Here is a 17,310-nt window from a genome sequence, read left to right on the forward strand (position 1 = left end):
CGCACTACCCGGGAGTAATGCCGTGAAGGACATCCTCGAGGCCATCCTCGCCAGCGACACCGAACGCCCGGACGTTGCCGGACTCCCGATCCCGGAGTCCTACAAGGGCATCGTCGTCCGCAAGGACGAGCAGAACATGTTCGAGGGTGTCCCCTCCAAGGAGAAGGACCCGCGCAAGAGCCTCCACCTCGACGAGGTCCCCACCCCCGAGCTCGGCCCGGGTGAGGCCCTCGTCGCCGTCATGGCGTCGTCGGTCAACTACAACACCGTCTGGACCTCGATCTTCGAGCCGGTCTCGACGTTCGGCTTCCTGGAGCGCTACGGCCGGGTCTCCGAGCTGACCAAGCGCCACGACCAGCCGTACCACGTGGTCGGCTCCGACCTCGCCGGCGTCGTCCTCAAGGTCGGCCCGGGCGTGAGCAAGTGGAAGGCCGGCGACCGCGTCGTCGCCCACTGCCTGAGCGTCGAGCTCGAGGACGCCATGGGCCACGACGACACGATGATGGACCCGCAGCAGCGCATCTGGGGCTTCGAGACCAACTTCGGCGGCCTCGCCGAGCTGGCCCTGGTCAAGGCCAACCAGCTGATGCCCAAGCCGGACCACCTCTCGTGGGAGGAGGCCGCGTCCCCGGGTCTGGTGAACTCCACCGCCTACCGGCAGCTGGTCTCGCACAACGGCGCGAACATGAAGCAGGGCGACGTCGTCCTGATCTGGGGCGCCTCCGGCGGCCTCGGCTCCTACGCCACACAGATGGCCCTGGCCGGCGGCGCGATCCCGGTCTGCGTCGTCTCCTCCCCCGACAAGGTCGAGATCTGCAAGTCGCTCGGCGCGGAGCACGTCATCGACCGCGCGGCCGAGGGCTACAAGTTCTGGAAGAACGAGAACGAGCAGGACCCGAAGGAGTGGCAGCGCTTCGGCAAGAAGATCCGTGAGCTCACCGGCGGCGAGGACATCGACATCGTCTTCGAGCACCCGGGCCGCGAGACCTTCGGCGCCTCCATCTACGTGACCCGTCGCGGCGGCATCATCACCACCTGCGCGTCGACCTCGGGCTACATCCACCAGTACGACAACCGGTACTTCTGGATGAACCTCAAGCGGATCATCGGCTCGCACTTCGCGAACTACCGCGAGGCGTGGGAGGCCAACCGCCTCATCGACAAGGGCATCATCCACCCGACGCTGTCGAAGACCTACGCCCTCGCCGACACCGGCCAGGCCGCCCTCGACGTCCACCGCAACGTCCACCAGGGCAAGGTCGGCGTCCTCTGCCTCGCCCCCTCCGAGGGCCTCGGCGTCGCCAACCCCGAGAAGCGCGCCAAGTTCGAGGACAAGATCAACCGCTTCCGCAACGTCTGAGCCTCGCGCCCGGACCTCCTGCACCACCCCGATCCGCCCGACCGCCCGCTCATGCATGAGCGGGCGGTCGCTTTTCGGGCGGCCGGTGTCCGAATCTCGACCCTCCGCTCATGCATGAGCGGGCGGTCGCTTTTCGGGCGGCCGGTGTCCGAATCTCGACCCTCCGCTCATGCATGAGCAACGGGCGGGAGCGGGGACGTGAAGATTTGTCCGTTTCGTTCCCGGGCCGGGGGCGCCGTGGGAACATGCCGGGGTGACGTCGGACGCCGAGCGGGCGCCCGGCCGCGAGCTGTCGCGGCCGGGGACGGTCGCACGGTTCGAGACGGCCCTGCGCGGTTACGACCGGGCCCAGGTCGATCTCTACGTCGACGAACTCAGCTCCCGGCTGGAGGCACTGCGCGCCGCGGTGGCGGACGCCGAGCAGGTCGCGCACGACGCGCGCGAGGACGCACTCGCCGCGCACGCGGAGCTGACGCGGACCCGAGCCCGGCTCGCGGACACCGAGGCCCGGCTCGCCCAGGTCGAGGCCTCCCCCGGCCTGCCCGGGGAGGACAGCGCCGGCCGGCTGATGCGCCTGGCCGAGCTGACGGCCGAGGCGCTGCGCGCGGAGGCGGCCGAGGCGGCCGCCGCGGTGCAGCGGGAGGCCCACGAAGCACTGGAGGCGGCGCACCGCAGGCACGCGGAGCTGCTGGAGGCGGCCGCGGTCGAGAAGGCCGCCCTGCTCGCCGAGGCCCGCCGGGTGGCCGTGGCCCTGGCCGAGGCCGGCCGCGTCACCGGCGAGGCCCGCCGGACCGAGGGCGCGAGCTCCCGCAAGCGCGCCGAGCAGGCCGCCCGCCGGGAGGGCGAGCGGATCGTCGCGGCCGCGCGGGCCCGGGCCGCCGAGATCGAGCGCATCATCGAGCGCCGCGTGACCGAGGCCGAGACCGCCGGCTTCGGGGCCCGGGCCCGTGGTCACGCCCAGGCGGCGGCGACCGCCGCGCGGCTGCGGACGCGCGCCGCGGACGTCCTCGCCCGCGCCCACGAGCGGGCCGAGACCCTGCAGACCACGGCCGCCCGCGAGGCGGACGCGCTGATCACCGAGGCGACCGCGAAGTCCCAGGCGATGCTCGCCGCGGCCCGGACCGAGAGCCAGCAGCTCGTCACGGACGCCGAGACCCGCCTCGCCGCCGCGCAGGCCGCGGCGGCCGCGCTCACCCGCGTCGCGACGGCCGAGGCGCGGGAACTCTCCGAGACCACGAAGGCCGAGGCCGCACGGCTCGCGGAGACCTCACGCGAGCAGGCCACCCGTCTGCTCCAGGAGGCCCGCGCCGAGGCCACCCGCCTGACCACCGCGGCCCGCGCCGAGGCCGAGCGGGTCTCGCGGTCGGCCGCCGACGAGGCGACCGCCCTGCTCACCGCGGCCCGTAGCGACGCCGAGGCCACCACCGTCGCCGCCCGCGAGGCCGCCGAGAAGCTGACGACCACGTCCACCGCGGCCGCCGCGGCGCGCGAGGCCAGCGCCCGGGCCGAGGCCGAGCGGGTGCTGCGGGAGGCCCAGGAGGCGGCGGACGCCCTGACCGCGCGCTCCACCGGCGAGGCGGCGAAGGTCCTTGCCGAGGCCCGGCGCGAGGCGCACTCGATCGCCGCGGCGTCGCGGTCCCAGGTCGAGCAGATCACCAGCGAGGCCCGGGCGACCGCGGACGCCGTCACCGCCCGCGCCACGGCCGAGGCCGAGCGCCTGTCCTCCTCGACCCGCGCCGCGGCCGCCGAGCTCGCCGCGGCCGCCAGTGCGGACCGCGAAGCGGCCGCCGAGATGTTGGCCGAGGCGGAGCGCAAGCTCGACGACGCCCGGCGGCGCGCCGAGGGCCTCGCGACCGCGGCCCTGGAGGCGATCGCGGACGAACTGGCCGCGCGCCGGGCCGAGGTCCGCGCCCTCGAAAACGAAAGAGATTCGATTCTGGCGCAGCGTCAGGACATCGGTGCGCACTTGATCAACCTTCAGGCAAGTCTGGATCTCATGGCCGAGCTCGGCGTCGATCCGGGTGGTCCTGGTTCCGAATCGGGCTCGGACAACGGGCCGAAGTCGACCGACAGGTCCTGAGAAATCCCTTTCGACCGGCGCCGCGCGGTCCCTCGGTTTGCCCAGAGGGCGGACGGCGGGACCCGCCTCGAGAGATGATCACTGCAGGCTCGCGCCGGGCCGAGGCAAAGCGGGACCATGAAGATTGCACAGATCCCGCGTCGCACCCGAACCGGCTGCGAGGATGGTCAACAATCAACGCAGGACGATCACCGCAGACCTTGAGGACAAGTGTCGCAATGACGATGAACGAGACCCCTCCCGCCTTCGACATCGTGCTGCGTGGGTACGAGCGCCGCCAGGTCGACGAGCACCTGTCCACCCTCGTGAACGACCGGCTCTCGGCTGAGCGCAAGGTCCAGGAGCTGGAGAAGCAGGTCCAGCGGGTCCGCGCCGAGTTCGAGGCCAGCGACGTCAGCGAGCCGAACTACGCCAGCCTGGGCGCCCGGGTCGAGAAGATCCTGCGCCTGGCCGAGGAGGAGGCCCGCGACGTTCGCGCCGAGGCCGACGCCGCCGGCCAGCAGGCCCGCGCGAAGGCGAGCGAGGACGCCGAGGCGATCCGCAAGTCGGCCGAGGCCGAGGCGGAGCGCCGCCGCACCGAGGCGGAGGCCAAGACCGAGCAGATGCTCGAGCAGGCCAAGGCCGAGGTCGAGCGGATCCAGACCGAGGCCCAGAACGAGGCCCAGGCGAAGATCACGAGCGCAGAGAACATCGTCGAGGAGGCCCGCGCCAAGGCCGCCCAGATCGCGACCGAGGTCGAGGCCAAGCTCGCCAAGCGCCGCGAGCAGGCCGAGCGCGACATGGCCACCCGCCAGGAGGTCGCCGAGCGCCGCCTGATGGAGACCGGCGAGAAGGCCGACGCCCTCCGCATGGAGGCCCAGAAGATGCGGGACGACGCCGAGCGTCGCGCCAAGCAGCTGCTGGAGGCCGCGCGCCGCGAGGCCGAGGACCTGGTCGCCGACGCCCGCGCCAAGGCCGAGCGCATGCGCCTGGAGTCCGAGCGCGAGCTCGCCGCCCTGACGCACCGCCGCGACAGCATCAACGCCCAGCTGAGCAACGTCCGCGAGATGCTCGCGACGCTGACCGGCTCGGCGGCGGCCCTGATCGGTGGCGGCGCCCCCGCCGCCGGTGCCGAGACCGGGGCGATGCCGGCGCAGGCTCCGCGTCCGGACGCGCCGCAGCAGCCGCAGTCGGCCGACAACGGCACCGCGGCCTCCTGAGGTAGCTCACCCAGCAATCACCCCGAAGGGGCGGCACCGGTTCGGTGCCGCCCCTTCGGCGTGTTCGGGGTGCTCGCCGGCGTCGTGGGCTCAGCCCAACGGCCGGCGCCGGGTCCGGGCCTCCCAGCAGGCGGTGTGCCAGTGGCGGCGGTCGGCGCCGTCGGAGTCGGCGGGCCAGGCGACGACGTGCGGCCGCGACGCCGGGAGCTCGTGCGCGCAGCCCGGGCACCGGTAGGTCCGCCCCGACGGGGAGCCCGTGAGCCGCCGGACGTTCCACTCCCCGTCCGGGCCGGACTCGTAGGCCTGGGTCTCCCGCACCGGGCGCACCGGACGCCCGTCCGGGCGTGGCTTGCGGCGCGGCATGAGGTCCATTCTCCCGCCCGCCGTCGTGCCCGCGGAATTTGTCCCGATCCCGGCGAACGTTCCGCCCGGCCCCGCCGTCCTCCCCCCGAACGGGCCACGGGACCGGCCCCGGTGACCGGGCCGCGCTGAAGGGGAGACACCGCCATGACCATGTCGCTTCGTCGCACCTGGGGGCCGCTCGCCGCGGCCGGCGTCGTCGGCGCCGTCCTCACCGGCGTCCTGCTGGGCAGCGGATCGGGCGCGAGCGTCGCCGCGATCGGGTCGGACAGCGTGCGGGACACGGTCTCCGTCGCCGGCACCGGCAAGGTCAGCGGCGTGCCGGACGTCCTGCGCCTCGACCTGGGCGTCGAGCACACCGGCAAGGACGTCAACGTCGCGCTCAACGCGGCCAACCGCGACGTCGCCGCGATCAAGAAGGCGCTCGGCCGCTTCGACGTGCCGGACGCCGACATCCAGACCTCGCAGCTCTCGATCAACCCGCACTACGAGAACAACGGCAAGGTCAACGGCTACGAGGTCTTCCAGGGGCTGACGGTCAAACTGCGCGACCTGCCGAAGGCGGGCCAGGCGATCTCCGCGGCGGCGCAGGCCGGCGGCAACGCGACACGCATCAACGGCGTCTCCTTCGACATCGAGGACAACGCGAAGCTCGTCCAGGCCGCCCGCGACGCGGCGTTCGCCGACGCGAAGGCCAAGGCCGAGCAGTACGCGAAACTCGCCGGCCGTCGCCTCGGAAAGGTGACGACGATCAGCGAACAGACCTCCTACGGCGGCGAGCCGGTCCCCTACGCCGTGATGGCGGAGGACTCCGCGGCCGCCGGCGGTTCGGTGCCGCTGGAGGCGGGCAGCCGGCAGGTCTCGGTCGACTCCAACGTCGCCTGGGAACTGGTCTAGCAGGCTCGGCGACGTCGCAGAACTGCACTGTCGGGGGAAGGGGCCGGCCGGACGCGCTGGTGGGGCGCGTCCGGCCGGCCGTCGCATGTCGGGGCGGGCAGGAGCAGGATGGAGCGATGGCTCCGCGAATGCCCGTGGCCTTCCTCGGCCACGGCAACCCGATGAACGCGCTCGAGACCAACCGCTACACCGAGGCCTGGCGCGCGTTCGGGGCGGCGGTCCCCCGCCCGCGCGCGATCCTCGTGGTCTCCGCGCACTGGTACATCCACGCGACCGCCGTGACGGCGATGCCGCGGCCCCGCACCATCCACGACTTCTTCGGCTTCCCCCAGGCGCTGTTCGACGTCGCCTATCCCGCGCCCGGGCTGCCGGAGCTCGCGACCGAGATCGCGGACGTCGTCCACCCGACCTGGGTCGGCGCCGACCAGGACTCCTGGGGCATCGACCACGGCACGTGGTCGGTGCTCGTGCACGCGTTCCCCGAGGCCGACATCCCCGTCGTGCAGCTCTCGCTCAAGGCCGACGCCGGTCTCGACCACCACCTCGCCCTCGGCGCCCGGTTGGCCCCGCTGCGCGAGCGCGGTGTGCTGATCGTCGGCAGCGGCAACGTCGTGCACAACCTGCGCGCCGTCGACTTCTCGCAGCCCGACGCCGGCTTCGACTGGGCCCAGCGGTTCGACGCGGCCTTCACCGAGGCCGTCACCGGCTCCGACCCGGCCGCCACCGCCGCCCTCGACGGCCACGCCGACTTCGCCGCCGCCGTCCCGACCCCGGATCACTACCTGCCCGCGCTGTACCTCGCGGGCCTCGCCGACGCCGCCGGCGAGTCCGCGGAGGTCCTGATCGACGGCTGCGCCTACGGCTCGTTGTCGATGACCGCGTACACCCTCGGCCTCCCGGCCGCCGACCGGACGAACGACCGGGCGAACGACAACGCGGCGGCGGCCACCACCCCCGCCGCCGAGACCGCCCCCGCCGCCCCCGCGGACTGCGCGAACATCTGACCCCTGCACTGGAGATGACATCTCCAGTGCACAGGCCCGAACCCGGTGGAGATGTCATCTCCACCGCACACACCCCAACCCGGTGGAGATGACATCTCCAGTGCACAGACCCGAACCCGGTGGAGATGTCATCTCCACCGCACAGGCCCGAGCCCGGTGGAGATGTCATCTCCACTGTGGGGGGACGCGCCGACCTACAATGGGCGGGTGCCCCGATACGAGTACCGCTGCCGCGACTGCGAGCACACGTTCGAGCTGAACCGGCCGATGGCGGACTCCGGCGCGCCCGCGCCGTGCCCGTTCGGCCACACCGACACCGTCAAGCTGCTCTCGACGATCTCGGTCGTCGGCGCCGCCACCAGCGGTGGCGGGGCTCCGCGGCCCGCCGCTCCCCCGCCCGCGATGGGTGGCGGCTGCTGCGGCGGCGCGTGCCACTGACGTCAGGTCACCGTCACCGGCAGGCGGTCGAGCCCGTGGAAGATGAAGCTCGGCGCCCAGGTCAGCTCGTCGGGGTCGACGGCGAGGCGTAGCTCCGGGCACCGACGCAGCAGGGTCTCGAAGGCGATCCGCGCCTCCAGCCGCGCGAGCGCGACGCCGAGGCAGTGATGAATCCCGTGGCCGAAGCCGAGGTGCGGCCGCGGTTCCCGGGTGACGTCGAGGACGTCCGGCTCCGCGACCTGGGCGGAGTCCCGGTTCGCCGGCATCAGCGCGACGATCACCAGCTCCCCCGTCCCGATCACGGCGCCGCCCACGTCGACCGGCTCGGCCGCGATCAGCGGGAACGCCACCTGGACCGGGCCGCACCAGCAGAGCAGTTCCTCGACGGCGGCGGGCACGCGCTCGGGCTCGGCGCGGAGCAGGTCCCACTGCGGACGGTGCGTCAGCAGGGCCTCCACGCCGTTGGCGATCAGGTGCACGGTCGTCTCGTGGCCCGCGGCGATGAGGATGAACGTCATCGACAGCAGCTCGTCCTCGGAGAGCGTGTCGCCGCCGTCGTCACGGACCTCGATCAGCGCACTGATCAGGTCGTCGCCGGGTTCGCGCCGCTTGGTCGCCACGAGCTCGGTGAGGCTGCGTTCGAGCACCTCGAACTTGGCCGCCCACTCCTCGTCGGGCATGCCCATGCCGCGGAAGGTCGTCTCCATCCCGGCCTTGATGTCGTCCCGCAGGTGCGCCGGTACGCCCATCAGCTCGCAGATCACGGTCATCGGCAGCGGGAAGGCGAACTGCGCGAGCAGGTCGACGGTCGAGCCGTCCTTTCCCGCGATCAGCACCTCGTCGAGCAGGGCGTCCGTGATCGCCTGCATCGACGGGGCGAGGGACTCGACGCGCCGCCGGGTGAAAGCGGCCGTCACGAGACGGCGCTGGCGTTCGTGCGCCGCGCCGTCGCGGACCAGCATGTGGCTGGCGATCCAGGGCGCCCGGGCGAGGCGCTCGCGCCGGAACGGGGTGACCGGCGGCGGTGGCGCCTTCACCAGGCGCGCGTCGTTGAGGACGGACCGCCTCGGCGTAGCCCGTGACGAGCCACGCCTCCCCGCCCCCGGGGGACGGGATCCGCAGCACCGGACCGGCGGACGCCATCGCGGCGTAGGCCGCGACGCGGTCACCGCGGGCGGTGGCGAGGAACGGGTTGAGGCCGGCTGGTGCGCTCATGGCGACTCCCGGGCGTGGGTGGCACGTCGAGTCTGACGCGGGCCACCCCCGCCCGGGAAGGGCTCAGCGGTGGAGCTGCTCAGCTGTAGTCGCGGAACCCGCGGCCGGTCTTGCGGCCGAGGTAGCCGGCGGTGACGAGGTGCTCGAGCAGCGGAGCCGGGGCGAACCCGGACTCGCGGAACTCGGAGAACAGCGTCCGCTCGATCGCCAGCGAAACGTCGAGGCCGACGACGTCGAGCAGGGTGAACGGCCCCATCGGGAGCCGGCAGCCTTCCTTCATCGCCAGGTCGATGTCGTCGGCGGTCGCGTAGTGCGCCTCGAGCATCTTCACCGCGTCGTTCAGGTACGGGAACAGCAGCGCGTTGACGATGAAGCCGGCCCGGTCGCCGCAGGTGACCGCGACCTTGCCGAGCTTGACGCACAGGGCCTGGGCGGTCTCGGTGACCTCGGGCGAGGTCGAGACCGTGTGCACGACCTCGACGAGCTTCATGATCGCCGCCGGGTTGAAGAAGTGCATGCCGACGACGTCGCCGGGGCGCTTGGTGCTCGCGGCGAGTTCGACGACCGGCAGCGACGAGGTGGTCGTCGCGAGGATCGCGCCCGGTCGGCAGATCTCGTCGAGGTTCTCGAACAGTGCGCGCTTGACGTCGATGTCCTCGACGACGGCCTCGACGACGAGGTCGACCGACGCGAGGTCGTCGAGCTTCGTGGTGCCGGTGACCTTCGCGAGCGTCGCGTCGCGGGCCTCCTCGGTGAGCTTGCCGCGCTGGACGGCCTTCTCGAGCGACTTGGCGATCGACTTCTGGACGCCCGCGGCCTTCTCCTCGCTGCGCGCGACGAAGATGACGTCGTAACCCGCCTTGGCGAAGACCTCGACGATGCCGGTCGCCATGGTGCCGGTGCCGATGACACCGACACGGCTGATCTCGTGGCGCAGCTGCGGGAGGCGGTCCTTGCTCGGGGTCTGCTCGTCGGCCACGACCTCGTGGGAGTCCTTGCCCGCGTAGGTGTAGAAGCCCTTGCCGGTCTTCCGGCCGAGCAGGCCCGCGGTGATCATCTGCTTGAGGATCGGCGCCGGCGCGTGGACGCGCTTGCGGTCCTGCTTGTACATCGAGTTCAGGATCTCGTAGGCCGAGTCCAGGCCGATGAGGTCGAGCAGCGCCAGCGGGCCCATCGGGTAGCCGCAGCCGTACATCATCGCGGCGTCGATGTCCTCGCGCGTCGCGTAGCGCGACTCGTACATCTGCACCGCGTGGTTGAGGTAGCCGAACAGCAGCGCGTTGGCGATGAAGCCCGCCTTGTCGCCGCAGACGACCGGGGTCTTCCCGAGCTTCTCGGCGAGGTTCTTCACCGCGTCGACGGCGCTCTGGTCGGTGACGACCGTCCGCACGACCTCGACGAACGCCTGCACCGGCGCCGGGTTGAAGAAGTGGAGGCCGAGCACGCGGCGCGGGTTCGCCGTCGAGACCGAGATCTCGGTGACCGACAGCGACGAGGTGTTCGTGGCGAGCACGGCCTCGGGGCGCGTGATCTGGCCGAGTTCGGTGAAGATCTGCTGCTTGAGCTCCAGGTCCTCGGGGACGGCCTCGATGACCAGGTCCGCCGCGGCGACCGCCGTCAGGTCGGTCCCGATCGTGATCCGGCCCAGCAGGTCGGCGCGCTCGGCCTCGGTGAGCTTGCCGCCGGCGACGGCGCGGGCGGTGGAGGCCTCGATCGTGGCGCGGGCGCGGGTGGCGGAGTCGGCGTCCTTCTCGACCCCGACGACGGAGACCCCGCTGCGCGCGAGTACCTCTGCGATCCCCGACCCCATCGTCCCGATTCCGACGACCCCGGCGGTGGCGAACTCTGCGGACACGGTGAATCTCCTTGGTTCCAGCTGAAAATCCCGCGCTGCCTGACCCGGCGGCGCGTTGCCTGGGTCACGCTACCGCCCGGTAAAGATCGCCTGCTCAGCGCGGCGGTTCGGCGGCCGTTCGGCGCGACGGGCGGTGGCGCGAATCGACGGGCGGCACGCGTCCGCGCCGAGTGGACCCGTAGCGTTGCGTTCGTGCGCCTCGTGATCGCCCGCTGCTCCGTCGACTACGTCGGCCGGCTGACCGCCCACCTCCCCCCGGCCACCCGGCTGCTGCTGATCAAGGCCGACGGCTCGGTCCTGGTCCACTCCGACGGCGGCTCGTACAAGCCGCTGAACTGGATGAGCCCGCCGTGCACGCTCAAGGAGGCCCCCGCCGACGACGGCACCGCCTCCTGGGTCGTCACGAACAAGGCCGGCGAGGAGCTCCGGATCTCGATCGAGGAGGTCCTGCACGACTCGTCCCACGAGCTCGGCGTGGACCCGGGTCTGCAGAAGGACGGCGTCGAGGCCCACCTGCAGATCCTGCTGGCCGAGAACGCCGAGGTCCTCGGCGAGGGCTGGCGCGTCGTCCGCCGCGAGTACCCGACCTCGATCGGCCCCGTCGACCTGCTCTGCAAGGACGCCGCCGGCGCCTCCGTCGCCGTCGAGATCAAGCGCCGCGGCGAGATCGACGGCGTCGAGCAGCTCACCCGCTACCTCGACCTGATGAACCGGGACCCCCTGCTGGCCCCCGTCTCGGGCGTCTTCGCCGCCCAGGAGATCAAGCCCCAGGCCCGCGTCCTCGCCGAGGACCGCGGCATCCGCTGCGTCGTCCTCGACTACGACGAGCTCCGCGGCATGGACGACAAGGAGTCCCGCCTCTTCTGATCGGCGGGATGTGGGTCCGGCGGGTTAGCGTCAATCCGTGCCCGCCGCCCTGTTCACCCTCGACGTCGCCAGCCTGCGGGCGGTCGTCGGGATGGCGACGTTTCAGCGGGGCGTGGAGTACGCCGACCGCGGCGCCGTCGAGCAGCTGACCTGGAGCAAGGCGGCCCGGGTGGTGCTGGGGTCCGTCGCGGGCGGGTCGACGACGCCGTACGTGACGACGCTGCACGTGTACCCCTCCGACTCCGGCAGCGGGGCGTACGTGTTCGTCCGGGGCGAGTGCAGCTGCCCGGTCCACTACAACTGCAAGCACGCGGCCGCCCTCGCGCTCGTCGCCGGCGGGCACGCGGCGCCGCCCCCGGCGAAGCCCACCCCGCCGAAGGAACCGACGTGGGAGGACCGCTGGCGCTCGGCCCTCGACCCGGCGGCGCCGTTCCCGGTGAAGGTCGAGCCGCGCACGCTCGCGATCGAGTTGACCCTCAAGCGCCGCCTGCCGACCCGGTGGGGCGGCGGCGACGCGATGGCGAGCGAGCCGGTCGAGCTGTGGGCGCGGATCGTGCGCGAGGGCAAGAAGGGCTGGGTTGCGGGCGAGCTGTCCTGGGGCCGTCTCGGGTCGCTGGCGAGCCGCACCGCCTACCCCGAGGACCAGGTGCGCGTCCTGCACGACCTGCACGCCCTCTACCGGGCCCGCACCGGCGCCGGCTACGCCGAGCATCTCCGCTACGGCGACGAGCGCTCCATCGAGCTCTCCGCCGTCACCTCCAGCGCCTTGCTCCCCCTGCTCCGCCAGGCGGTCCGGGCCGGGTTGCGCCTGATCCACCCGGACCTCGGCGACCTGCCTCCGATCGAAACCGCGGACCTGTGCCTCGACGTGACCGCGGCGTCCGCCGACGCCGACGCCGAAACCGGACTTGAGGTCACTCCCGTCCTGCGGACCGGGACCGGGTTCGGGGAGCTGACGCCGATCGCCTTCCTCGGCAGCGGATCCGGGGCCCTCGTGCGCTCGCGGGAGGACGAGGACCGCCTGCCCGGCAACCCCGCGGACTGGCCGATCCGCCTCGTCGAGCTCAGCTCCCCCGCCGCGCTCCCCCTGCGCCGCATGGTGTTCGCGGTCGAGCCGCTCGCGGTGCCGGCGGCCCACCGGGACCGGTTCACCGACGAGTACCTCCCGCAACTGCGCCGCATCGCCGAGGTCGTCAGCTCCGACGGTTCGTTCACCGTCCCCGAGGTCTCGCCGCCCGAGCTCGTGCTCCGCGCCGACTTCGGCGACGACCACGCGCTCGCGCTGTCCTGGCACTGGTCGTACCGGGTCGGCGACGAGGAGCGGCGGCTCACGGTCAACTCCCCCGAGGGCGCGGCGTTCCGCGACCCCCAGGCCGAGGCCGCCCTGATGTCCGGTCTCGCCCCGGGCCTGAGCGCCTACGGCCTGGGCCGCCCCGACGGTCCCGGCGTCGACTCCCCGCTCGAGCTCTCCGGCGTCGACACCATGCACTTCGCCACCGAGTGGCTCCCGCGGCTCACCGAGCGGGACGACCTGCGGGTCGAGGTCGGCGGCACGCCCGTCGAGTACCGCGAGGCCGGCGACTCGCTGCGGATCGCGGTCTCCACCGCGGCGCTCGACAACGACGGCGACTGGTACGACCTCGGCGTCTCCGTGACCGTCGACGGCGAGACCGTCCCGTTCCTGCAGCTGTTCGTCGCCCTCGCACAGGGCCGTTCGCACCTGCTGCTGCCGGGCGGCGCGTACTTCTCGCTGGAGAAGCCCGAGCTGATCGCCCTGCGCGCGTTGATCGACGAGGCCCGCCGGCTCGCGGACGCCCCGCCGGGCCAGCTGCGGATCAGCCGGTACCAGACCGGGCTCTGGGAGGAGCTCGCCGGCCTCGGCGACGTCAGCCACCAGACCCCGGCCTGGCAGGAGCACGTGCAGGCGCTGCGCCGACTCGACGCCATCGGCAGCACCCCCGTCCCCGCCGGCGTCCACGCCGATCTGAGGCACTATCAGGTCGAAGGTTTCGAGTGGCTCGCGTTCCTCTGGGAGCACCGCCTCGGCGGAATCCTCGCCGACGACATGGGCCTGGGCAAGACACTGCAGTCGCTCGCGCTGATCGCGCACGCCCGTACCACCGAGCCCGACGCACCGCCGTTCCTCATCGTCGCCCCGACCTCGGTCGTGTCGAACTGGGCGGCCGAGGCGGCGCGCTTCACCCCGGGCCTGCGGGTCGAGACCGTCACCGAGACGGCCGCGCGCTCCCGGCGCTCCAAGTCGGCCCCGCTGCACGAGAAGGCCGCGCGGGCCGACGTCGTCGTGACCTCCTACGCCCTGCTGCGCATCGACGCCGCGAGCTACCTGGAGCGGCCGTGGGCCGGACTCCTGCTCGACGAGGCGCAGTTCGTGAAGAACCGCAAGGCGCAGGTGCACCGGGTCGCGCGGCACATCGACGCCCCGTTCAAGCTCGCCATCACCGGGACCCCGCTGGAGAACTCGGTGATGGAGCTGTGGGCACTGCTCTCCGTCGCAGCGCCCGGGCTCTTCCCGAACCCCGAGGCGTTCAAGGAGATCTACGCCGTCCCGATCGAGCGCAACGGCGACTCCGACCTGCTCGCCCGGCTGCGCCGCCGGATCCGTCCGCTGGTGAAACGGCGGACCAAGGAGGAGGTCGCCCCCGAGCTCCCGCCCAAGCAGGAGCAGGTCCTGTCGGTCCAGCTCGACCCGAAGCACCGGAAGATCTACGATCTCACGCTCCAGCGGGAGCGTCAGAAGGTGCTCAAGCTGCTCGACGACCTCGACGGCAACCGCTTCGAGATCCTGCGCTCACTCACCCTGCTCCGGCAGCTCAGCCTGCACCCCGGACTCACCGACGACGAGCACCTCGCGGTCCCGAACGCGAAGCTCGATTCCCTCCTCGAGCACGTCCAGTCCGTCGAGGGCACCGGGCACCGGACGCTGGTCTTCAGCCAGTTCACCCGCCTGCTGGACCTGATCGAGGCCCGGCTCGACGCGGAGGGCGTCGAGCACGTCCGGCTCGACGGGACGACCCGCCGGCGGGCCGAGGTGATCGAGCGCTTCAAGTCCGGCTCCGCATCGGTGTTCCTGATCAGCCTCAAAGCCGGCGGGTTCGGGCTGAACCTGACCGAGGCCGACTACTGCTTCCTGATGGACCCGTGGTGGAACCCGGCCGCGGAGCTGCAGGCGGTCGACCGCACGCACCGCATCGGGCAGACCCGCACCGTGCACGTCTACCGGCTGATCGCGGCCAACACGATCGAGGAACGGGTGCTCGATCTGCAGGCCCGCAAGGCGAAGCTGTTCGCCCGCGTCGTCGACGGCGGCGAGGGCGAGGGTTTCGGTCGCGCGCTCTCGGCCGAGGACATCCGCGGCCTGTTCACGTAGAGATCAAGCCGCTCGATTTCCGCCCGGCGCTGCGGTACAACACGTCCCATGCCCACCATCGCGCAGCGTCGTCGCCTGGCCGGTCTGCTGACGGCCGTCTCGCTGGTCGCCGCCGGCGGCCTCGCCACCGAAACGGTCGCCGCTCCCGCGGCGCCGCCGTCGGACACCAGCCCGAAGGTGAAGACCCGGAACCCGGCGAAGATCCCGCGGGTCGTCGACGCCCGGTTCGGCAAGCACAAGGCCTACGACCGGGTGGTGTTCGACCTGACCGGGAAGGCGTCGGGCTACAACGTCCGGTACGTCAGCACCCTGCGCCAGTGCGGCAGCGGGAAGAAGGTGACGATCCCCGGCAAGAAGTTCCTCAGCATCACCCTCGAGCCGGCGCAGGCCCACGACAACAAGGGCCGGGACGTCTACCGCGGGCCGGGCCAGAACTCCACGGCCAACCCCAAGCTCCCGACGCTGCGGAGCATGCGCATGCTGTGCGACTTCGAGGGCCAGGTCGCCTTCGGCCTCGGGCTGAAGCGCAAGGCCGGCTTCCGGGTCGGGACGCTCTCGAAGCCGACCCGGATCTACGTCGACGTCGCGCACTGAGCACGACGCCGCACGCCCGGCTCAGGTCAGCGGGTCGAGCCCGTTCGCCGCGCGGATGACGTCGACGATGCGCGCCATGATCTCGGTGAGGCCGTAGTCCTTCGGCGTGAACACCGCGGCGACGCCGGCCTCGCGGAGAGCCCGGGCGTCACCGTCGGGCACGATGCCGCCCACGATCACGGGGACGTCGGAAGCACCGGCGTCCCGCAGGCGGGCCAGGACGTCCGGGATCAGCTCCATGTGCGAGCCGGACAGGATCGACAGACCCACGCAGTGGACGTCCTCCTCGACGGCGGCGGCAACAATCTGAGCCGGCGTCAGGCGGATGCCCTGGTAGATGACCTCGAACCCGACGTCCCGGGCACGGACCGCGACCTGCTCGGCACCGTTGGAGTGACCGTCGAGGCCGGGCTTGCCGACGAGCAGACGCAGCCGGCGGCCGAGTTCGTCACCCGTCCGCTGCACGGCCGCGCGCACCTCGGCGATCGCGGCGCCGTCGGGCGCGGAACTCACGCCGGTGACCCCGGTCGGCGCGCGGTACTCGCCGAACTCCTCGCGCAGGGCACCGGACCACTCCCCCGTCGTGACGCCGGCGCGGACGCACTCGAGCGTCGCCGTCATCAGGTTGTCGTTGCTCTTCGCGACCTTGCGCAGGTTCTCCAGCGCGGCCGCGACCGCGTTGTCGTCGCGCTGTGCCTTCCAGGCCCGGACGCTCTCGATCGCCGCGGACTCCGCCGCGGGATCCGCGGTCTGGATCGCGGCGTCGAGGTCGGCGAGCAGCGGGTTCGGCTCGGTCTCGGTGAACGAGTTGACGCCGATGATCTTGTCCTCGCCGGTCTCGATGCGCTTGCGGCGCTCGGCGTGCGAGGCGACGAGGGCGGACTTCATGTAGCCGGACTCGACGGCCGCGACCGCCCCGCCGAGTTCGGCGATGCGGTCCATCTCCGCGTACGCGTCACGGACCAGCTGGTCGACCTTGGCCTCGACGACGACCGAGCCGTGAAACAGGTCGTCGTACTCGAGCAGGTCGGACTCGAACGCGAGGACCTGCTGGATCCGCAGCGACCACTGCTGGTCCCACGGCCGCGGGAGGCCGAGCGCCTCGTTCCACGCCGGCAGCTGGATGGCGCGGGCCCGGGCGTCCTTCGAGAGCGTCACGCCGAGCATCTCCAGCACGATGCGCTGGACGTTGTTCTCCGGCTGAGCCTCCGTCAGACCGAGCGAGTTCACCTGCACGCCGTAGCGGAAACGCCGCTGCTTCGGGTCGGTCACCCCGTAGCGCTGCTCGGTGACCTCGTCCCACAGGCGCACGAACGCGCGCATCTTGCACATCTCCTCGACGAACCGCACACCGGCGTTCACGAAGAAGGAGATGCGGGCGACGACGTCACCGAACTTCTCGGCCGGCACCTGGCCCGAGTCGCGGACCGCGTCGAGGACCGCGATCGCGGTCGACATCGCGAAGGCGAGCTCCTGGACCGTGGTGGCCCCGGCCTCCTGCAGGTGGTAGCTGCAGATGTTGATCGGGTTCCACTTGGGGACGTTCGTGACCGTGTACGCGATGGTGTCGACGGTCAGGCGCATCGAGGCGGCCGGCGGGAACACGTAGGTCCCGCGCGACAGGTACTCCTTGATGATGTCGTTCTGGGTCGTCCCGGAGAGCTTGCGCAGCGTCTCGGCCGGGTCGGTGCCGGCGGCGATCGCCTGCTCCTCGGCGACCACCTGGTACATGGCGAGCAGCCACATCGCGGTGGCGTTGATCGTCATGGAGGTGTTCATGGAGTCGAGCGGGATGCCCTCGAAGAGCTGACGCATCTCACCCAGATGCGGGACGGGCACGCCGACCTTGCCGACCTCACCCCTGGCCAGGACGTGGTCGGGGTCGTACCCGGTCTGCGTCGGGAGGTCGAACGCCACCGACAGACCGGTCTGGCCCTTGGCGAGGTTGCTCCGGTACAGCGCGTTCGAGCCCGCCGCGGACGAGTGCCCCGCGTAGGTCCGAATCAGCCAAGGCTTGTCGCGGGTGCTGCCACCGTCTGCCATCGCGGCCCTC

Annotated in this window: 13 protein-coding genes; 9 read left to right on the top strand and 4 right to left on the bottom strand. The window is 72.1% G+C overall.

Features of this window, described 5'->3' with window-relative positions:
- Positions 1 to 22: 22 nt before the first annotated feature.
- The 3 genes from ccrA to ABD401_RS20720 all read left to right on the top strand — a co-directional run bounded on the left by ccrA (position 23) and on the right by ABD401_RS20720 (position 4,639).
- On the top strand, positions 23 to 1,360 hold the full coding sequence (gene ccrA / locus ABD401_RS20710; protein WP_344608285.1) for a crotonyl-CoA carboxylase/reductase: 1,338 nt from the start codon (positions 23 to 25) through the stop codon (positions 1,358 to 1,360).
- Between the two features lie 253 nt (positions 1,361 to 1,613).
- The gene (locus ABD401_RS20715; protein WP_344608287.1) at positions 1,614 to 3,440 is read left to right on the top strand and encodes a DivIVA domain-containing protein; all 1,827 of its coding nucleotides are present in this window, start codon (positions 1,614 to 1,616) and stop codon (positions 3,438 to 3,440) included.
- A gap of 224 nt (positions 3,441 to 3,664) precedes the next feature.
- Complete coding sequence (locus tag ABD401_RS20720) at positions 3,665 to 4,639, top strand: coiled-coil domain-containing protein (RefSeq protein WP_425566216.1); 975 nt, start codon at positions 3,665 to 3,667, stop codon at positions 4,637 to 4,639.
- Between the two features lie 90 nt (positions 4,640 to 4,729).
- Here the strand turns inward: ABD401_RS20720 and ABD401_RS20725 are convergent, their stop codons facing one another.
- Positions 4,730 to 5,002 carry a hypothetical protein gene (locus ABD401_RS20725; RefSeq protein ID WP_344608291.1) on the bottom strand — a complete coding sequence of 91 codons (273 nt, stop codon included), beginning with the start codon at positions 5,000 to 5,002 and terminating at the stop codon, positions 4,730 to 4,732.
- Positions 5,003 to 5,146: 144 nt separating this feature from the next.
- Here ABD401_RS20725 and ABD401_RS20730 point away from each other — a divergent pair, with 144 nt between their 5' ends.
- From ABD401_RS20730 to ABD401_RS20740, 3 genes are all read left to right on the top strand, one after another.
- Complete coding sequence (locus ABD401_RS20730) at positions 5,147 to 5,896, top strand: SIMPL domain-containing protein (protein WP_344608293.1); 750 nt, start codon at positions 5,147 to 5,149, stop codon at positions 5,894 to 5,896.
- Positions 5,897 to 6,024: 128 nt separating this feature from the next.
- Positions 6,025 to 6,900: a 4,5-DOPA-extradiol-dioxygenase gene (gene ygiD / locus ABD401_RS20735; protein ID WP_344608439.1), complete on the top strand. Its 876-nt coding sequence runs from the start codon at positions 6,025 to 6,027 to the stop codon at positions 6,898 to 6,900.
- A 207-nt stretch (positions 6,901 to 7,107) separates the two neighbouring features.
- Complete coding sequence (locus ABD401_RS20740) at positions 7,108 to 7,338, top strand: FmdB family zinc ribbon protein (protein ID WP_344608295.1); 231 nt, start codon at positions 7,108 to 7,110, stop codon at positions 7,336 to 7,338.
- 2 nt (positions 7,339 to 7,340) lie between these two features.
- Here ABD401_RS20740 and ABD401_RS20745 read toward each other — a convergent pair whose 3' ends face one another.
- Both ABD401_RS20745 and ABD401_RS20750 read right to left on the bottom strand, forming a co-directional pair.
- On the bottom strand, positions 7,341 to 8,375 hold the full coding sequence (locus tag ABD401_RS20745; RefSeq protein ID WP_344608297.1) for a cytochrome P450 family protein: 1,035 nt from the start codon (positions 8,373 to 8,375) through the stop codon (positions 7,341 to 7,343).
- Between the two features lie 257 nt (positions 8,376 to 8,632).
- Positions 8,633 to 10,408: a 3-hydroxyacyl-CoA dehydrogenase family protein gene (locus ABD401_RS20750; protein ID WP_344608299.1), complete on the bottom strand. Its 1,776-nt coding sequence runs from the start codon at positions 10,406 to 10,408 to the stop codon at positions 8,633 to 8,635.
- Positions 10,409 to 10,600: 192 nt separating this feature from the next.
- Between ABD401_RS20750 and nucS the strand changes: the two genes are divergently transcribed.
- Genes nucS through ABD401_RS20765 form a run of 3 tightly spaced genes read left to right on the top strand, consistent with a single transcriptional unit; the run spans position 10,601 to position 15,257 of the window.
- The gene (gene nucS / locus ABD401_RS20755; protein ID WP_344608301.1) at positions 10,601 to 11,275 is read left to right on the top strand and encodes an endonuclease NucS; all 675 of its coding nucleotides are present in this window, start codon (positions 10,601 to 10,603) and stop codon (positions 11,273 to 11,275) included.
- 37 nt (positions 11,276 to 11,312) lie between these two features.
- A complete protein-coding gene (locus ABD401_RS20760; RefSeq protein WP_344608303.1) occupies positions 11,313 to 14,663 on the top strand; it encodes an SNF2-related protein in 3,351 nt (1,116 codons plus the stop codon).
- A 48-nt stretch (positions 14,664 to 14,711) separates the two neighbouring features.
- Positions 14,712 to 15,257 (top strand): AMIN-like domain-containing (lipo)protein, encoded by a 546-nt coding sequence (locus ABD401_RS20765; protein WP_344608305.1) that lies wholly within the window; start codon positions 14,712 to 14,714, stop codon positions 15,255 to 15,257.
- Between the two features lie 21 nt (positions 15,258 to 15,278).
- On the opposite strand, the gene ABD401_RS20770 is transcribed toward ABD401_RS20765, so the two are convergent.
- Positions 15,279 to 17,300 carry a protein meaA gene (locus ABD401_RS20770; RefSeq protein WP_344608308.1) on the bottom strand — a complete coding sequence of 674 codons (2,022 nt, stop codon included), beginning with the start codon at positions 17,298 to 17,300 and terminating at the stop codon, positions 15,279 to 15,281.
- Positions 17,301 to 17,310 lie beyond the last annotated feature (10 nt).

Origin of the sequence: Sporichthya brevicatena (genome assembly GCF_039525035.1) — a bacterium.
Taxonomy (GTDB): domain Bacteria; phylum Actinomycetota; class Actinomycetes; order Sporichthyales; family Sporichthyaceae; genus Sporichthya; species Sporichthya brevicatena.

Excerpts from the sequence above, each read along its gene's own strand:
- ABD401_RS20730 (WP_344608293.1), top strand. The coding sequence starts at position 5,147 with ATGACCATGTCGCTTCGTCGCACCTGGGGGCCGCTCGCCGCGGCCGGC.
- ABD401_RS20720 (WP_425566216.1), top strand. The coding sequence starts at position 3,665 with ATGAACGAGACCCCTCCCGCCTTCGACATCGTGCTGCGTGGGTACGAG.
- ABD401_RS20765 (WP_344608305.1), top strand. The coding sequence starts at position 14,712 with ATGCCCACCATCGCGCAGCGTCGTCGCCTGGCCGGTCTGCTGACGGCC.
- ABD401_RS20725 (WP_344608291.1), bottom strand. The coding sequence starts at position 5,002 with ATGCCGCGCCGCAAGCCACGCCCGGACGGGCGTCCGGTGCGCCCGGTG.
- ABD401_RS20770 (WP_344608308.1), bottom strand. The coding sequence starts at position 17,300 with ATGGCAGACGGTGGCAGCACCCGCGACAAGCCTTGGCTGATTCGGACC.
- ygiD (WP_344608439.1), top strand. The coding sequence starts at position 6,025 with ATGCCCGTGGCCTTCCTCGGCCACGGCAACCCGATGAACGCGCTCGAG.